Source organism: Serratia sp. BNK-10, assembly GCF_047456065.1.
In the GTDB taxonomy this organism is placed as follows: domain Bacteria; phylum Pseudomonadota; class Gammaproteobacteria; order Enterobacterales; family Enterobacteriaceae; genus Serratia; species Serratia ureilytica.
This window is the reverse complement of sequence record NZ_CP179894.1, coordinates 2,839,194-2,854,004: the sequence shown is the minus strand read 5'-3', so window position 1 is coordinate 2,854,004 and position 14,811 is coordinate 2,839,194. Positions and strand designations below refer to the sequence as shown.

Sequence of the window (14,811 nt, the reverse complement as noted above, 5' to 3'; positions counted from 1 at the left end):
GCGGGCATAGCGCGCGGCAAAGCCGCACGCATGACATGTAAAGGTATTATCGCGTCTATCGCGGCGTGCAATAGCCTGAATAGACGCGCAAATGGGTGCCAGCTTGGGCGTTTGCAGCGGCTCAGGCGAAAATATCGACGCCGTTGACCGCGCTGGCCATGCGCTGCAACGCCACCGGCGCGCTGACGCCGTCCGCGGCCGCAGCCTCGCCGCCAGCGTGATCAGCATAGCTGGAACGCCCCTGGCCATTGGAAGCCTGCTGCTGCGCCTGTTGCCATTGCGGGGTGGACTCGCCGCCCACGCTGCTCTGCCCCAGGTTGATGCCGCTCTCGGCCAGCGCGTGACGCAGCTGCGGCATCGCCGCTTCCACCGCAGCGCGCACCTGACCGTGGGCGGAGGCAATGTGCAATTGCGCCTGCTGATCGTCCAGTTTCAACGTGATCTGCAAGGCGCCCAGCTCCTGCGGGTGCAGGCGCAGCTCGGCGCTTTGCTGGCCGTTGCGGTGGAACATCAGCACCTGTTGGTTCAACGCCTGCTGCCATTCCGGGCTGCCCAGCTGCGCGTTTAACTGCGGCGCGGGCGGCGCCGTCACCAGCGCGCCGGCCGGGGCGGCCGTTTGCGTTGGGCTGGCGGCGGCCAGGGCGACGGCGTGATTGAGCGTCGTCGGCTGCTGCGTATCGCTCGCCGGCTGCGGTTGAGCGGCACTGGCGCGCTCGCCGCTGGTCGGCTGCGGGAGCGCCGCCGTGGCGCTATCGCCGTCCGGGGCCGGGGTTTTAGCGTTTGTCACCGTCGTGGCGGCTGACGCCGACGAGCGCGCGACGGTGTTATCACCGGCCGCCGCGATGTTCAGCAGGCCGTTGCCGGGCTGCAGCGCAGTCGCATCGTCAGCGTTTTCCACAGGCAGCGGCCGCTGGCCGTCGGCCGGTTGAGTCTGGGCGACGATCGCGGCCGGCAGCATGGCGTACAGCGCCTGCAGCATCGCGGCATCCAGCTCTTTGGCCGCGGCGATCGGCGGCTGCGCCGGTTTATCGCCGGCGACGGGCGCATCGGCCTCGGGGCGTTCAGATGAAAGCGCATCGGCTGAGATTGCCGGGTTCTGCAGCAGGCCGCCGCGCTCGCCGAAGGCGGCCAGCAGTTGATTGAGCTGGTTGCGGCTCAGGGCCGGGGCGCGTTCATCGTCCGCGCTCAGCGCGACCGGCGGCTGTTTGCCATCGGCGGCGGGCGCGAAACGCGCGCCGAGCAGCTGGGCGAATGCCGTCGACAGTTGACTCTCATCCAGCGCCGACGTCAGTTCGGCCAGGCCGCCGGCATCGCCGGGTAAGGCCAGGCCGGGCAGGGCGTTCAGATTCATGGGTTGATATTCCTTTGTGCACTGCGTTGAGCGAACTCATCCATCAGTTTTTGATCCCGTTTATTCTCCTGCTGCTGCTCCGCATTTAAGGCGCGGGTATGCAGGGTCTCGAAAGCGTTCAACCGCTGTTGTTTGTCTTGCCATTGCTTCACCGCATGATCCACTTTCTGCCCCCACTGCAGCAGCTGCTGGCGGTGCTGGTCGATGGCCTGTTCCAGCGTGCCGATAAACTGCTGGTAGTTTTGCCAGCGTGAGCTGTCCATGCCGTCGCAGAGCGTATGATTCAGCTTCTGGCGGTATTCGTCCTGATAGTTGAGCAGCATTGACAGCTGTTGCTCCGCCGCCTGCTGCGCCTGCCGAACCTGGCCCAGCTGTTGCGCGGCTTGTTCCACCGCGTCCTGCGCCAGATCGCGCAGGGTAATCAGGGGTGACTGTGATTTCATCGCTCTGCGCCTCTGTGACGTTAAACAATCAACTGCTGCAGCTGTTGACAGGCTTCATCATAGCCGCTGCGTTCAAAGATGCCCTGTTGCAGGTACGCCTCCATCTGCGGGTACAGCGTCATCGCTTTGTCCAGCAACGGATCGCTGCCGGCCGCGTAGGCGCCGACGCTGATCAGATCGCGGTTGCGCTGATAGCTGGCCAGCATCTGTTTGAAGGTGCGAACCCGGCGATAATGCTCCTCGTCGATCAGCGACGTCATGGCGCGGCTGATTGACGCTTCGATGTCGATAGCCGGGTAGTGGCCGGCCTCCGCCAGGCGTCGGGACAGCACCACGTGGCCATCGAGGATGGCGCGCGCCGAGTCGGCGATCGGGTCTTGCTGATCGTCCCCCTCGGTCAACACGGTGTAGAAGGCGGTGATGGAACCGCCGCCGCTGATGCCGTTGCCTGCGCGTTCCACCAGCGCAGGCAGCTTGGCGAAGACCGAAGGCGGATAACCTTTGGTCGCCGGCGGTTCGCCGATAGCCAGGGCTATCTCACGCTGCGCCATGGCGTAGCGGGTGAGGGAATCCATGATCAGCAACACGTGCTGCCCGCGATCGCGGAAATCCTCGGCGATGCGGGTGGCGTAGGCCGCCCCCTGCATGCGCAGCAGCGGCGACACGTCCGCCGGCGCGGCGATCACCACCGAGCGCGCCCGGCCTTCGGCGCCGAGAATGTTCTCGATAAAGTCTTTGACCTCGCGGCCACGCTCGCCGATCAGGCCAACGACGATCACATCCGCCTGGGTATAACGGGCCATCATGCCGAGCAGCACGCTCTTGCCGACGCCGGAACCGGCGAACAGGCCCATGCGCTGGCCGCGACCGACGGTCAGCAGACCGTTGATGGTGCGCACTCCCACGTCCAGCACCTGCTCGATCGGCGTGCGCTGCAACGGGTTGAACGGCGCGGTGATCAGCGGCGCGCGGTAACCGGTTTCCGGCGACGGCAGACCGTCGAGCGGTTTGGCGCTGCCGTCCAGCACGCGCCCCAGCAGCGCCGGGCCGAGCGGCAACTGCTTGCCGGCGCTTTGGCCTTCCGGCGCGATGCGGGCGTAAACCCGCGCGCCCGGCACGATGCCTTCCACTTCTTCCAGCGGCATCAGGAACAGCCGCTGGCCGTTGAAGCCGACCACTTCGCTTTCCACTTCCTGCACTTCACCGGCGTCGTGCCGTTCGATGAGGCAGGTCGCCCCGAGCGGCAGCTGCAGCCCGGTGGCCTCCAGCACCAGCCCGGTGGCGCGGGTCAGGCGGCCGTAGCGGCGCACCGTCGGCGCGCGGGCGATACGTTTTTCCAACGTATCCAGAGAGCTCAGCCAGCGGCCGAGACGCGCGGTCATCAGACTTCTCCCGGTGCCGCCAGGCGACACAGTTCATGCCAGCGCGTCGCCAGGCTGGCGTCGAGATCGCCTTCTTCGGCGCTGACCTTGCAGCCGCCCGGGTGCAGTTCGCCGTCCGCCAGCAGGCGCCAGCCGTGCAGGCTGAGGGTAACCCCCAGTTGCTGCTCGACGCGGGGGTAGTCGTCCGGGTGGACCCGCAGCTGCGGTTTGCCGTTGAACATCGGCTCCTGCTGGATCAGCTGTTGGATTTGCGCGAGCAGGGCGGTGCCGTCGCACACCGGCGGCTGGCCCAGCACCTGTTTGGCGGCGGTCAACGCCAGCTGCATCAACCGGGAAGCGATCACGCTGTCGAGCGCGTCCAACGTGTGCTGGAATTCGGTGACCAACTGCTGCCAGTGGGCGGTCAGCGGCTGTTGCTGCTGCTGCGCTTCCAGCAGCCCTTGCTGACGGCCTTCTTCCAGACCGGACTGAAAGCCGGCCTCATAGCCTTTTTGCTGGCCGTCGGCATAGCCCAATTGCTGGCCCTGTTGCTCGGCCTGCAGCCGCAGCGTCGCCAACTGCTGTTGCAATTCGGCCTGCGCGTCCGGCGACGGATCGCTGTGTTCGAGATCCGGCAGCGGCGGCAGTTCGAACGCCGGTTTCTGTTCGCCCAAATCGTTGAGCGACCAGGGCTGCCAGGGCAGGGTGTTAATGCGATCAGACATAGGTGTCCTCGCCGCCGCCGATGATCATTTCGCCGGTTTCCGCCAGGCGTCTCACCACCAACAGGATGGCTTTCTGCTCGTTCTCCACCTGCGACATGCGCACCGGGCCACGGTTGGCCAGATCGTCGCGCAGGATGTCGGCGGCGCGTTGCGACATGTTCTTGAGGAACTTCTCGCGCAGCGGCTGTTCGGCGCCTTTCAGCGCGATCAGCAGCGACTCGCCTTCCACTTCTTGCAGCAGGCGCTGGATGCTGCGATCGTCGACTTCCACCAGGTTTTCGAACAGGAACATCTCGTCGATGATCTTCTGCGCCAGCTCGCCGTCGTATTCGCGCATCGCGTCGATGACCGCTTCTTCCTGCTGGGTTTTCATCAGGTTGATGATCTCGGCGGCGGTGCGCACCCCGCCCATTTTGCTGCGTTTGAGGTTCTGACCGTCGAGCAGGTTGTTCAGCACCTCGGTCAGCTCCGCCAACGCCGCCGGCTGCACGCCGCCGAAGGTGGCGATACGCAGCATCACGTCGTTGCGCAGGCGTTCGTCGAACAGGGCCAGAATATCCGCCGCCTGGCCGCGTTTGAGGTGCACCAGAATGGTGGCGATGATCTGCGGGTGTTCGTCGCGGATCAGGTCGGCGGCGCTCTGCGGCTCCATAAAGTTGAGCGTTTCCATGCCGGTGGTGGTCTCGCGCGATTCGAGAATGTCTTCCAACAGGCTGGCGGCGCGCTCTTCGCCCAGCGCCTTGACCAGCACCGAACGCAGATAGTCGCTGGCGTTGACGCTCAGCGCCGCGTATTGCTCGGCGTCGTCTTCAAACTCGGTCAGTATTTCGCCGAGCTGTTTGTGCGACACCTGGCTCATGCCGGCCATGGTGCCGCTCAGCAGCTGTACTTCGCGCGAGGAGAGGTGCTTGAACACCTCCGCCGCGCGATCTTCACCCAGCGTCATCAGCAAGATGGCGCTTTTGTCGGTTCCGGTCAGGCTCATATCTCGTTACTCATCCATTGGCGGATTACCAGAGCGACCACGCGCGGGTCTTTGTCAGCCAGATCGCGGATCCGCTGGCTCTGGACTTCTGCGCTGACGCGCTGCTGCGATTTACGACGCTGCGCCAGCTCCTCGTTGCTCGGTTTGCTGCTATCGACCGCTTTGGCGGCAGGCGCGTTGGCGGCGGCGATGGCGGCCTGTTGCGCCGCCTGGCGCTGTTGCAGCTGCGGCCGCACCAGTTTGCGCCACAGCAGCCAGGCAACCAGCAGCACCAGCAGATAGCGGCCCGCGTCGATCAGGCGATCGATAAACGACTGGCTTTGCCAGAACGGCAGTTCGCCACCGGTCACCTGAGCGTCGGTAAACGGCGTGTTGACCACGTTCAGGGTATCGCCACGGCTACTGGAGTAGCCCATCGCTTCACGCACCAGCGCTTCGATCTGCGCCAGCTGTTCTTTGCTCATCGGCTGCGGTTTGCCGTCTTTATCCGCGCCGAGGTAGTTGACCACCACGGCGACCGACAGACGCTGCACGGTGCCGGCTTTTTGCTGGGTATGGCGGATAGTGCGATCGAGCTCGTAGTTGGTGGTCGCGTCGCGACGGGTATTTTGCGGCACGCCGCTGGCCGCCGCGCTGCGGGTGGTCGCGGCGTTTTGCGCGGTGGCGTTGGCGTTATTGCCCGCCGCCGGCTTGGCGGTTTCAATCGGCGCCGTAGGCGGAGCGCTCGGTTGGTTGGACAGTGCGCCCGGCACACCGCCGACCTGCGGCCCGCCGATCTGCTCGCTCAGGCTGGTTTGCTGTGAGCGGATGGCGGCTTTATCCGGCTGTTGGTTAGGTTGGTACTGTTCATCGGTTTGTTCGCGCGTGGCGAAGTCGATCTGCGCCGTGACCTGCGCACGCACGTTGGCGCTGCCGACCACCGGGGCGAGGATCGCTTCGATGCGGCGCTGGAAGCCGTTTTCGACTTCGTTGGCGTATTTCAGCTGCGAAGCATTGAGATCGCGCCCGGTGCCGTCGGACTGGGTCAGCAGGCGGCCGGCCTGATCGACCACGGTCACGTTGCCCGGCGGCAGACCGGCGACGCTGCTCGACACCATATAAACGATGGCGTTGATCTGGCCGTCGTCCAGCGCACGGCCGGGTTGCAGGGTCAGCGTTACCGAGGCGGAAGGGGATTTTTGTTCGCGCACGAACAGCGAAGGTTTAGGCAGCGCCAGGTGAACGCGGGCGTTTTGCACCGGCCCCAGCGACTCGATAGTGCGCGACAGCTCGCCCTCGAGGGCGCGCTGATAGTTAATCTGCTCGCTGAACTGGCTGATGCCGAATTTTTCCTGATCCAACAGTTCGAAGCCGACGGCGCCGCCTTTCGGCAGCCCCTGCTGCGCGAGGCGCAAACGGGTTTCATGCACCTTTTCCGCCGGGATCAGCAGCGCTGCGCCATTCTCGGCGAAGCGATAAGGGATATTCATCTGCGTCAGCTGGGTGACGATGGCGCCACCGTCGCGGTCGTTCAGATTGCTGTACAGCACGCGGTAGTCGGGGCTTTTCACCCACAACAGCAGTGCGACGACGATCGCGATCGCGGCGGAAGCGGCGACCAGCAACGGAATTTTCGGGTTGGCGCGCAGACGGTTCCAGATGGCCTGCAGGCCGTTGTCGCGGCTTTCGCCGGCGGTTATCGAAGCACTCATTTTAGGTCTCGTCCTTCAATGGCGCTCACGATCCCGTACGGGCCGCTGAGCAGCTCCCTGCCAGGCTGATGAACGGTATGGTTAGCGTTGTGTGACAAAACAGACTCCCTGATACACATATCTTCTAAATAGCGGCGCTCCCATTTCTGGGCAGGCCATTATTCGCCTTATCAGACAATTCCGATTGCCCGATAAGCCGGGTTTTTTGCAGTTAATTAACCGCTTTAGGTCCGAAAACGCTGTGCTAGGGTGTGCATCATTGGAGAAGTACAGGGTGAAAACGTCACCCGGCGAGACGAGAGGATTGAGGACCAGATGGCGATTCAGGGCATTGAAGGGGTACTGCAGCAGATGCAGACCATGGCGGTTCAGGCCGGCAAGATGGGGCAAAATGCGGCGCCGCAGGGCGTCAGCTTCGCCAGCGAACTGACCGCGGCGCTCGGCAAGATCAGCGACACCCAGCAGACGGCGCGCAAACAGGCGCAGGACTTTGAGCTGGGCGTGCCGGGCATCAGCCTGAACGATGTGATGGTCGATCTGCAGAAATCGTCGGTGTCTTTGCAACTGGGCGTCCAGGTGCGCAACAAGCTGGTGGCGGCCTACCAGGACATCATGAATATGCCGGTGTGATGAACGTGCCGTCCATTTTTCAGTGAAATTTGGCTCGGCGCCGTTAGCCTATGGCGATGGTTATAGGAGGGATAGGATAATGTGTAAATCGCTGTGCCTTGCTCTGGCCATGATGGCGTTGTCTGGATGCGCCGGCCAGAATGATGACTATCCATCGGCGCAAAAAACGGCGCCTCATCAGGATGCCGGCAAAGAGTGGAAGGCGTTTGTCGCGCCGCTGTCGGTGAAGACACAGTCGCCCGGCGAGCGTGAAATGAAACGCGCCGCCCGGCAATACTGAAGCCGTGACGCCAGTCGATGGACAAAAAAAGCCAGCTATCGAAATAGCTGGCTGAAGGTGCGATAAAACATTTATGTGATGTAGGAGCGCCGACGCACGTTCGAGGTGCGTCAACGCGAACATCATATTTGTTATATTATAACAAATCAATGCTGCCGTGCGTTTGCCTCAGCCTGCTAACGCCACGATGCGCTGGTGGGCGCTTGCCAGCCCCTGGTCGCGGCCGTGCGGTTTCATGTCCAGCCCTTCGGCATAGATGAATTGCACGTCGCCGATCCCCATCAGCCCCAGCACCGAGCGCAGGTAGGGCGTTACGGCGTCGGTCGGATGCCCGGCGTGCATGCCGCCGCGTGAACTGAAGACCACCGCATTGACGCCTTCCACCAGCCCCACCGGGTAGGTGGCGGTATAGTTGAAGGTCATCCGGGCGCGGGCCACCAGATCGAACCAGTTTTTCAGCTGAGTCGGCACGTTGAGGTTGTACATCGGCGCCCCGATCAGCAACAGGTCGCTCTCTTTCAGTTCGGCAATCAGTTGATCGGAGAGCGCCACCGTGGCTTTGGCGCGCGGGCTGACATTTTCCGCGCCGCGCAGCGCGCTGAACAGCTCGCCGTCCAACACCGGCAGATCCAGCGCCGTCAGATCGTGTTCGACGATCCGATCGTCGTATCCTTTCGCTTTGCGCGCCGCCAGATAGCGGTCAATCAGGTTATTGGTCTGCGAGTTATTTCCCATAATGCTGGATTTGAGAGCCAGTATTTTTTTCATGCTGCTGTCCTCTGACGGTAATCTGTGGTTTTCACCGGGGACTCCGGAATGACTGCAGGTTATCATTGCTTAAGGTTCACCAGTGGTGATAGGTTTTCACCTAATTGATTCCATATTGGCAACATTAAGATGAAAAGCGATCTGAGTGCGCTGCCGGCCTTTGTTGCCGTAGCGGAAGGCGGCAGTTTCGCCGCCGCCGCAGAGAAACTGCATCTGACGCGTTCTGCGGTCAGCAAAATCGTGTCGCGTCTGGAGGCAAGGCTGGGCGTGATGCTGTTTATGCGCACGACGCGCAGCCTGAGCCTGACGGACGAAGGCGCGCTGTATTATGAACACTGTCGCCAGGCATTGGCGAACGTTCAGGCGGCGGAAAACCAGCTCGACAGCGGCAAGATGCAGGTCAGCGGCCGGCTCAGAGTCTCGGTGCCGGTGCTGTTCGGCCACCTGTGCATTGCGCCCTTGTTGACGGCGCTGGCGAATGAGCATCCGTTACTGACGCTGGAAATCTCATTCAGCGACCGCAGGATCGATCTCGTCGACGAGGGATTCGATCTGGCGGTGCGCATCGGCGAACTGGCGGACAGCGGCAGTTTGGTTGCCCGACGTCTGGGCGAACATGGCATGCTCCTGTGCGCGTCGCCCGACTACGTGCGGCGCTGCGGCGAGCCGAGCACGGTGGAAGCGTTAAGCCGGCATCAGGCGGTGGGGTATCTGCACGCCGGCGCCGTGCTGCCGTGGCAGCTGCGTGGCGAAAACGGTGAGCTGCAATCATTCAGCCCCCCGGCCAAGATGATGATGGATGATATGCAGGGGATCGTCGATGCGATATCCGCCGGTGCCGGCATTGCCTGGCTGCCGGAGTGGCTGGTGCGCGAGCGGCTGATGGCGGGGACGTTGGTGGAGATCATGCGCGGTGAGTCCAACCTCAGTTTCCCGGTCAACGTGGTGTGGCCCTATATGCCTTACCAGCCGCTCAAGGTGCGGCTGGCGGTGGACAAACTGGTGGCTGAGCTGCCGATCAGGCTGACGCGAACCTCGATAACCTGAAATTTGCATGTATCGGCAAACGTTAACGACAGGCGGACGTTGGATTTATTTGCTGTGCGGCGAACTCAGCGCCGCAGGCTGTGTTTTCCCCGTTAATAAACAACAGAATATGAGCACCCAGATGAACCCGCAAGAGTAGTCGGGGTTGGCAGCACAAGAGCCTAAAAATGCCGAGAAAAGCATGAATTTAAGCACTGAATGGGCCTCGCTGCCGATAATGTTTCTTTGGGAGCGAATAATCTTGGATATGATAAAACCGACTAATAGGAACGACCCTATTACCCCAAAGTTAGCAATGAGAGAAAGCGCGAGAGATGAGATTCGCACGCTGCCGATGCCAGCTCCCAGCCCAAATGTATTGTACATAATTTCAAGAGCATTGTAGTTGGAGGCAGAACGGACGAGGTTAGAGACCGTTTGCGCTTTTTTATCTGCATACGCTGTTATTTTATCCAGGAATAAAATAAAAGTGAGCTTTGAAACAATGATGAGTGAAATTGAAAATAGAACTTTCTTTACCAGATTGAAACGCGGGCTGAAAATGAATGTGCCACACAGTGATGTAAGTAGGGTGAAATAACCTGATGTAGAGCCATTTTTAATCAGGAAAAGCATCATTAAGATAGAGAGCAGTTTCAATCGGAATCCCTTGGCCATCAAGAGAGGGACTATCGTTGCGCCGATGAAAATACCGGCGAATGAAGGCTCACCAAAGGTGCCGCTCAGTCTGGAGTCGAAAATAGCATTGGCATTATGCATACTATTATACATTATAACCTGTATAGCATGCGCGACCGGTCTGGCCAGAAGCCAGACTAAGCAGTAAGCGGAGAAGACCAGCGTAGTGAAAATGATGACTCTTAGTGCATACTCTGCCGTTATTTCATGGCGTTTTACATAAATAACATACAACGTCAATAGGTTTAGAGTAATCAGCGCCAGTTGTTTAACATTGTTGTTCCCCCATATAAGCGAGAAGCCTTTATTTGCATAGTTAGCTTCAAAGCTATAAGCAGAGGAGTAGACTCTCATTCCCTCAAATAGATGGGTGAAGGCATAAGTAGTGAACCAAAATAGTATAATCAACGCCAAGGATTGAATAAAGACCCTGTGCTTGATGTTCAACACGGACTCACTGTCCTTGGAGGTGAAAATAAACCTTATAATCAACACTAGTTCAATGAAATAAAATACAGGCAGGCTATTATTCCCTGTATTGATAATAGCGCTTGATTGAAATATTGAAGCCAGTATCAGCAGGGCAAAAATAGTTCTGTGGTGTAGGAAAAAAGTGGCGAAAGCAAGAGCCAGCCAAACAAAACTTAATATGTTCACATTATATTCCCTAAATTACTTATCCTGTGTACCATCACCTGGCTTAAGATTTAATTAGTTATAAAAAGCAGGGAGGCGCGCGATATCTTACTTCACCAGGCTGGAAAAATCCATCATTAATAACAACATATTCATAGGGTTATAGAGTATGTTAAGTAGTCTGCGAATGATTGGATAGGTTCGCTAATGATTTTGGCCGATGGGGCTCGCCAGAAAGACCATAAAATAGGGAGGCGTGTTCTGATGATGTGAGCGCAGAAAGAGTACTGATGAGTGATTGATTAGATTTTCTAATTAAAGTTCGCCAAGAGCAAGTGACCATTGTAATGATTCATAAAGAAGCCACATAAGGCATGTTGTGAGAATCAATGTTTCTGCCACAGACTTTAATTTTTCGATGAAGGTGCTTTTTCGTCGCATTTTAGGTTCGCTTTTATGTTGCCCATTTGTATGAAGTGGCAGTATAGCAGGCGCATTTTAGGGGCTCGTTAAAATAAGAAATTCCTTAATAATGTGATGGTAAATTGAGCAGTGGTTTGGGGGCATCAATAAGTAGGCTCCGGCGGAACCGAACATCCTGGAAAGGTGCCCGCGTCGCTGTCGGGACGCTGAGGGGGAATTTATCGGTGAGAAGGAATTATACAGACTCTCCCGTTCCCCCCTGCCTCTCCTGGTTGATCTGGGTGAGACAATAATTGATTAACCGGCCCCATAAGTCTATTCGATGGCCGGTTCCATAATCCTTTGGTGGCCGCGAATGGCGGTAGGCGCGAAACCGAAGCGTTTGCGAAAACGTTCGGCGAAACGCGACGCGCTTTCATAACCCACATGCTGCGCGATGGCGGAAATCGGCCAGTCGGTCGATTGCAGCAGGGCCAGCGCGCTGCTCATCCGGACGTCGATCATCAGGTTGCGCAACGCGGTGTTTTCCATCGACAGTTTGCGGCGCAACATCACTTCACTCATCGACAGGCTCTCCGCGACTTTGGCCGCCGTCCAAATGCTGTGCGGATCGGTCGCCAGGCAGCGACGCACCCGCTGCGTCAGATCCTTGGCTTCGTTGTGAATAAAGCGAATGCCGAATTGGGCCAGCCACAGCAGAATTTCCAGCATTTTGTGCCGCACGATGATGGTGGGAAAGCGTTGCCGCAGCGTCAGCGCCAGGCCGGTGGTTTCAAAACTGTGCTTTAGGGCGCAGGGCAGATTGCGCAGCGCCAGGACGGCATCGAACGGCATCGCCGCCGGCGTTTCCTCGGCCGGAGGTTGGACGGTGAGCAACAGGGGATCGCAGGTCAGCAGTTGGCAACTGAATACGCCGTCTTCGGACGGGCCGTTAATAATGTCCACCGTTTGCCCGCCGTCGATAATCAACAGCTCGCCGGGATGAGCGACCACTTCGTGTTGTTGCCAGCGTACGCGCTTATGGCCTTGTTGTATCAGATACAGATGTGGTTGCTCAAAATAGACTGAAGGGAATAATAATTCAGTATACTGAATGATGTGCGCTGAGGCGCCAATTCCAGGACAGAGATTAATTGTACGTTCCATCGATATTCATTTCGCAGCCATTATCTGGGAATATCTTTACGCTTTGATCCGCGCTGGAGCAACATTTTTCCATGGGCCGTGAAACACAGCGGCGAGTTTTATCTATCAAAAATCAATTTCCTGATGAACAGAAAACGTCCGTGTCGGGATGATGTTTATCCATTAAAGTGAGAGCCAGGCTCGAAGTGCGCATTTTACCAATTACCCATAAACTGAATAATTCAAATGCCATAGATTAATATCCTAACGTAACCCGAGGGTAATAGCGCATAGTGCTATTTAATCCATTTTCGTCAGTATTGTCGATCTTATCGGACCTGTGGCTCTCCCAGCAGCAGCGCGCGGTCATGAAACTGGCCGTAGGTGTTGTTGACCACGTTTTGGCGCGTTGACTGTTCAATAAGCGTTTTCAGCTCATCCATCCGTTGCTGCAACAGACGTTTGAGCTCGGTTTCGTTGTCGAGGATCTGTTGCAGCTTATTGCGCAACATCTCCTGCAACGCCATGGACGGGCCGGCTTGCCCGGTAAAGGCGGCGGTTTTTTCCACCGCCGTCACGTAGGCGAATTCAAGCTCGACGAGCTCTTCCCAGCGCCCGGTTTGCGCCAGCGCGATCATCTGGCTGCTCAGGGTGTAAATTTGTTGATAAGCGGCTAACAGCTGCTGTTGACGTTCCATTACACGGCGTCCTGCGAAGGTTGGTAGTTGGGGCCGATCTGGCGCCAGGCGTCGGCGATGTTTTCCAGCAGTTTGACCACCTCGGCAATCGCCGCTTCGTCGTTGTGCAGATTGGCCTGCATCAGGCGACGCTTCATATAGTCGTATAACGCCGCCAGGTTTTCGGCGATCTCGCCGCCCTGCTGAGGATCGAGGCCGCTTTTCAGGCCGTTGTCGATGATGTTGATGGCTTTGGAGAGCGCCATGCCTTTGCCGGCGATATCGCCCTGGTTCATCAGGATGCGTGCGCGAAGCAGGGCGCTGAGCGCCCCGTCGAACAACATCACGATTAACTGGTGCGGGCTGGCGCTCATGGCGCCGCTTTCCAGACTGACCTGTGCATAGGCCTGAGTGCCGCTACGGTTATACATGCTGTTTTCTTTGCCTTGTTAAAGGGTTACTTGAACTGTTGAGCCAAATAGTTACTGGTGCCGTTCATTTTCGACATCATGGTATCCAGCTGAACGAACTGTTGTTTATAACGATCGATGGTGTTTTGAATGCTGGCCGTGACCGTGGTGATCTGGCTGTTCAGGCGATCGAGGTTAGTGTTGATGCTTTTGGTCGAGTTCTCGATGATGCCGCCGGATTTGATGTAGTTCTGGATCTCGTTGTGGATCTCGGTGGCCATGCCGGTGTCTTTGCCGTTACCGACGAAGAAGTTGCTGACCTGATCCGGCTTCTCATCCATCGCTTTCTTCAGCTTGGCGCTGTCGATTTCCAACTTGCCGGTTTTGGTGTTGGTGGAAATGCCGAGGTTGCCCAGGCCTTTCAACTCCGGGTTGTCCTGGGCGGCGCTCAGCGCGCTTTTGATCGACGACTGAATGCCGCGCAGGGTGTTGTCGCCCAGCAGCGGGCCGTTGGTTGGGTTTGGCGCTTCGCCGGTTTTCACCGGGGTGAACTTGGACAGCGAGTTGAAGGTGTCCAGCAGCGAGTTATAGCTGTCGACCCACTCTTTGATCTTGTCGGTGGTGCCGGCGGTGTTGGTGCTGATCACCAGGTGTTGCGGTTCATCGGTTTTGGTTTTGGTTTTCAGATCGATGGTGACGCCCTGCAGGGCATCGCTGATCGAGTTGGTGCTGCGTTTGATGGCCGTGCCGTTCACTATCAGCTCCGCGTCCTGCGGCGCGACCGTCTGCTTCATGGCGGTGGTGGTGCCGCGGGTGGCGTTGTAGTTCAGGATATCGCCCAGTTTGTCGTCATTGTCGACCTGGAGGGAGATCTTGTTGTTTTCGCCGGTGGTGGAAGAGCTGATCGCCAGCTGGTAGTCGTTGTCGCCGACGCGCATGATGCTGGCGGTGACGCCGGCCTTGGCGCCGTTGATGGCGTCGCGCATCTCAACCAGCGAGGTTTGATCGTCGCTGAGCGGGATTTTGGTTTCTTTCGGCGGGTTGCCGGCGGTGATGGTCAGAGAGCGGTTGGTGATGCCTTCTTTACCTAATTTTTCGCCCTGGTCGCTGACTTTCGCCTGAGTGGTCAGGGTTTGCGCCTGCGCCAGGTTCTTCACTTCCACCACATAGTTGCCCGGCACCGCCTTGGCGTTGGTGGTGATCTTGAAGGCGTCATGTTCGGTGGCGGTGGTGGCCTTGAAGAAGTCCTCTTTCGCCATCTCTTTGCTGAGGTTGTCGAATTTTTCCAACGCGCCCTTCAGCGTGCCGTAACCGGTCAACTGGGCTTTATAGCTGGATTGTTTGGTGGTGTAAGGGGTCAGGCGCTGTTGTTCCGCTTTGGTCAGCTTGTCCAGCAGGCCATTGAGGTCGAGTCCTGAGCCGAGACCTAATGAACTGATCGTTGCCATGGGTAATTCTCCTTGATTATGACTTTATTCGCTTTACGCGTTATCGGCCCAGTGATGAAAAAGTTTACCGAAAAAAACAAAAAACCGATGGCGCAATAGAAGAGGGAAAAACCGCGTTATTTCCGCCATTGCG

15 protein-coding genes are annotated in these 14,811 nt (G+C 58.3%); 3 read left to right on the top strand and 12 right to left on the bottom strand.

Going from position 1 to position 14,811, the window contains the following annotated elements; genetic code table 11:
- Window positions 1-121 precede the first annotated feature (121 nt).
- The 6 genes from ACMGG9_RS13880 to fliF are packed head-to-tail and all read right to left on the bottom strand — an operon-like array spanning window position 122 to window position 6,556.
- Window positions 122-1,351 (bottom strand): flagellar hook-length control protein FliK, encoded by a 1,230-nt coding sequence (locus tag ACMGG9_RS13880; RefSeq protein WP_414161492.1) that lies wholly within the window; start codon window positions 1,349-1,351, stop codon window positions 122-124.
- Window positions 1,348-1,794: a flagellar export protein FliJ gene (gene fliJ / locus ACMGG9_RS13875; protein ID WP_033643513.1), complete on the bottom strand. Its 447-nt coding sequence runs from the start codon at window positions 1,792-1,794 to the stop codon at window positions 1,348-1,350. The genes ACMGG9_RS13880 and fliJ overlap by 4 nt, the downstream gene beginning before the upstream one ends.
- A 20-nt stretch (window positions 1,795-1,814) precedes the next feature.
- Window positions 1,815-3,176, bottom strand: coding sequence for a flagellar protein export ATPase FliI (fliI, locus tag ACMGG9_RS13870; RefSeq protein ID WP_004934781.1), 1,362 nt, complete (start codon window positions 3,174-3,176; stop codon window positions 1,815-1,817).
- Window positions 3,176-3,880, bottom strand: coding sequence for a flagellar assembly protein FliH (gene fliH, locus ACMGG9_RS13865; protein WP_033643511.1), 705 nt, complete (start codon window positions 3,878-3,880; stop codon window positions 3,176-3,178). The genes fliI and fliH overlap by 1 nt, the downstream gene beginning before the upstream one ends.
- Window positions 3,873-4,865, bottom strand: a complete 993-nt coding sequence (gene fliG, locus ACMGG9_RS13860) for a flagellar motor switch protein FliG (protein WP_004934775.1) — start codon at window positions 4,863-4,865, stop codon at window positions 3,873-3,875. The genes fliH and fliG overlap by 8 nt, the downstream gene beginning before the upstream one ends.
- Window positions 4,862-6,556 carry a flagellar basal-body MS-ring/collar protein FliF gene (gene fliF, locus ACMGG9_RS13855; RefSeq protein ID WP_033650870.1) on the bottom strand — a complete coding sequence of 565 codons (1,695 nt, stop codon included), beginning with the start codon at window positions 6,554-6,556 and terminating at the stop codon, window positions 4,862-4,864. The genes fliG and fliF overlap by 4 nt, the downstream gene beginning before the upstream one ends.
- Window positions 6,557-6,871: 315 nt before the next feature.
- On the opposite strand from fliF, the gene fliE reads away from it, so the two are divergent.
- A complete protein-coding gene (fliE, locus tag ACMGG9_RS13850; RefSeq protein ID WP_033643509.1) occupies window positions 6,872-7,186 on the top strand; it encodes a flagellar hook-basal body complex protein FliE in 315 nt (104 codons plus the stop codon).
- 79 nt (window positions 7,187-7,265) lie between these two features.
- Window positions 7,266-7,466: a hypothetical protein gene (locus tag ACMGG9_RS13845; protein WP_046687331.1), complete on the top strand. Its 201-nt coding sequence runs from the start codon at window positions 7,266-7,268 to the stop codon at window positions 7,464-7,466.
- A gap of 168 nt (window positions 7,467-7,634) precedes the next feature.
- Here the strand turns inward: ACMGG9_RS13845 and ACMGG9_RS13840 are convergent, their stop codons facing one another.
- Window positions 7,635-8,234: an FMN-dependent NADH-azoreductase gene (locus ACMGG9_RS13840; RefSeq protein WP_129992981.1), complete on the bottom strand. Its 600-nt coding sequence runs from the start codon at window positions 8,232-8,234 to the stop codon at window positions 7,635-7,637.
- Window positions 8,235-8,363: 129 nt separating this feature from the next.
- Here ACMGG9_RS13840 and ACMGG9_RS13835 point away from each other — a divergent pair, with 129 nt between their 5' ends.
- The gene (locus tag ACMGG9_RS13835) at window positions 8,364-9,281 is read left to right on the top strand and encodes a LysR family transcriptional regulator (RefSeq protein ID WP_147880013.1); all 918 of its coding nucleotides are present in this window, start codon (window positions 8,364-8,366) and stop codon (window positions 9,279-9,281) included.
- A gap of 45 nt (window positions 9,282-9,326) precedes the next feature.
- On the opposite strand, the gene ACMGG9_RS13830 is transcribed toward ACMGG9_RS13835, so the two are convergent.
- The 5 genes from ACMGG9_RS13830 to fliD form a co-directional block, all read right to left on the bottom strand.
- Window positions 9,327-10,616 carry a hypothetical protein gene (locus ACMGG9_RS13830; protein ID WP_042784808.1) on the bottom strand — a complete coding sequence of 430 codons (1,290 nt, stop codon included), beginning with the start codon at window positions 10,614-10,616 and terminating at the stop codon, window positions 9,327-9,329.
- A gap of 717 nt (window positions 10,617-11,333) precedes the next feature.
- Window positions 11,334-12,164 carry a helix-turn-helix transcriptional regulator gene (locus tag ACMGG9_RS13825; protein ID WP_033650875.1) on the bottom strand — a complete coding sequence of 277 codons (831 nt, stop codon included), beginning with the start codon at window positions 12,162-12,164 and terminating at the stop codon, window positions 11,334-11,336.
- 308 nt (window positions 12,165-12,472) lie between these two features.
- Window positions 12,473-12,841, bottom strand: coding sequence for a flagella biosynthesis regulatory protein FliT (gene fliT / locus ACMGG9_RS13820; protein WP_033643504.1), 369 nt, complete (start codon window positions 12,839-12,841; stop codon window positions 12,473-12,475).
- Window positions 12,841-13,251, bottom strand: coding sequence for a flagellar export chaperone FliS (gene fliS, locus ACMGG9_RS13815; RefSeq protein WP_004934758.1), 411 nt, complete (start codon window positions 13,249-13,251; stop codon window positions 12,841-12,843). Before fliS ends, fliT begins: the two co-directional genes overlap by 1 nt.
- A gap of 26 nt (window positions 13,252-13,277) precedes the next feature.
- Complete coding sequence (fliD, locus tag ACMGG9_RS13810; protein WP_033650876.1) at window positions 13,278-14,678, bottom strand: flagellar filament capping protein FliD; 1,401 nt, start codon at window positions 14,676-14,678, stop codon at window positions 13,278-13,280.
- Window positions 14,679-14,811 lie beyond the last annotated feature (133 nt).

Bases quoted from the DNA above. Each gene is read 5' to 3' on its own strand.
- fliF (WP_033650870.1), bottom strand. From the start codon at position 6,556: ATGAGTGCTTCGATAACCGCCGGCGAAAGCCGCGACAACGGCCTGCAG.
- ACMGG9_RS13835 (WP_147880013.1), top strand. From the start codon at position 8,364: ATGAAAAGCGATCTGAGTGCGCTGCCGGCCTTTGTTGCCGTAGCGGAA.
- ACMGG9_RS13840 (WP_129992981.1), bottom strand. From the start codon at position 8,234: ATGAAAAAAATACTGGCTCTCAAATCCAGCATTATGGGAAATAACTCG.
- fliJ (WP_033643513.1), bottom strand. From the start codon at position 1,794: ATGAAATCACAGTCACCCCTGATTACCCTGCGCGATCTGGCGCAGGAC.
- fliE (WP_033643509.1), top strand. From the start codon at position 6,872: ATGGCGATTCAGGGCATTGAAGGGGTACTGCAGCAGATGCAGACCATG.
- fliH (WP_033643511.1), bottom strand. From the start codon at position 3,880: ATGTCTGATCGCATTAACACCCTGCCCTGGCAGCCCTGGTCGCTCAAC.
- fliI (WP_004934781.1), bottom strand. From the start codon at position 3,176: ATGACCGCGCGTCTCGGCCGCTGGCTGAGCTCTCTGGATACGTTGGAA.
- ACMGG9_RS13845 (WP_046687331.1), top strand. From the start codon at position 7,266: ATGTGTAAATCGCTGTGCCTTGCTCTGGCCATGATGGCGTTGTCTGGA.
- fliG (WP_004934775.1), bottom strand. From the start codon at position 4,865: ATGAGCCTGACCGGAACCGACAAAAGCGCCATCTTGCTGATGACGCTG.
- fliS (WP_004934758.1), bottom strand. From the start codon at position 13,251: ATGTATAACCGTAGCGGCACTCAGGCCTATGCACAGGTCAGTCTGGAA.
- ACMGG9_RS13825 (WP_033650875.1), bottom strand. From the start codon at position 12,164: ATGGAACGTACAATTAATCTCTGTCCTGGAATTGGCGCCTCAGCGCAC.
- fliT (WP_033643504.1), bottom strand. From the start codon at position 12,841: ATGGAACGTCAACAGCAGCTGTTAGCCGCTTATCAACAAATTTACACC.
- ACMGG9_RS13880 (WP_414161492.1), bottom strand. From the start codon at position 1,351: ATGAATCTGAACGCCCTGCCCGGCCTGGCCTTACCCGGCGATGCCGGC.
- fliD (WP_033650876.1), bottom strand. From the start codon at position 14,678: ATGGCAACGATCAGTTCATTAGGTCTCGGCTCAGGACTCGACCTCAAT.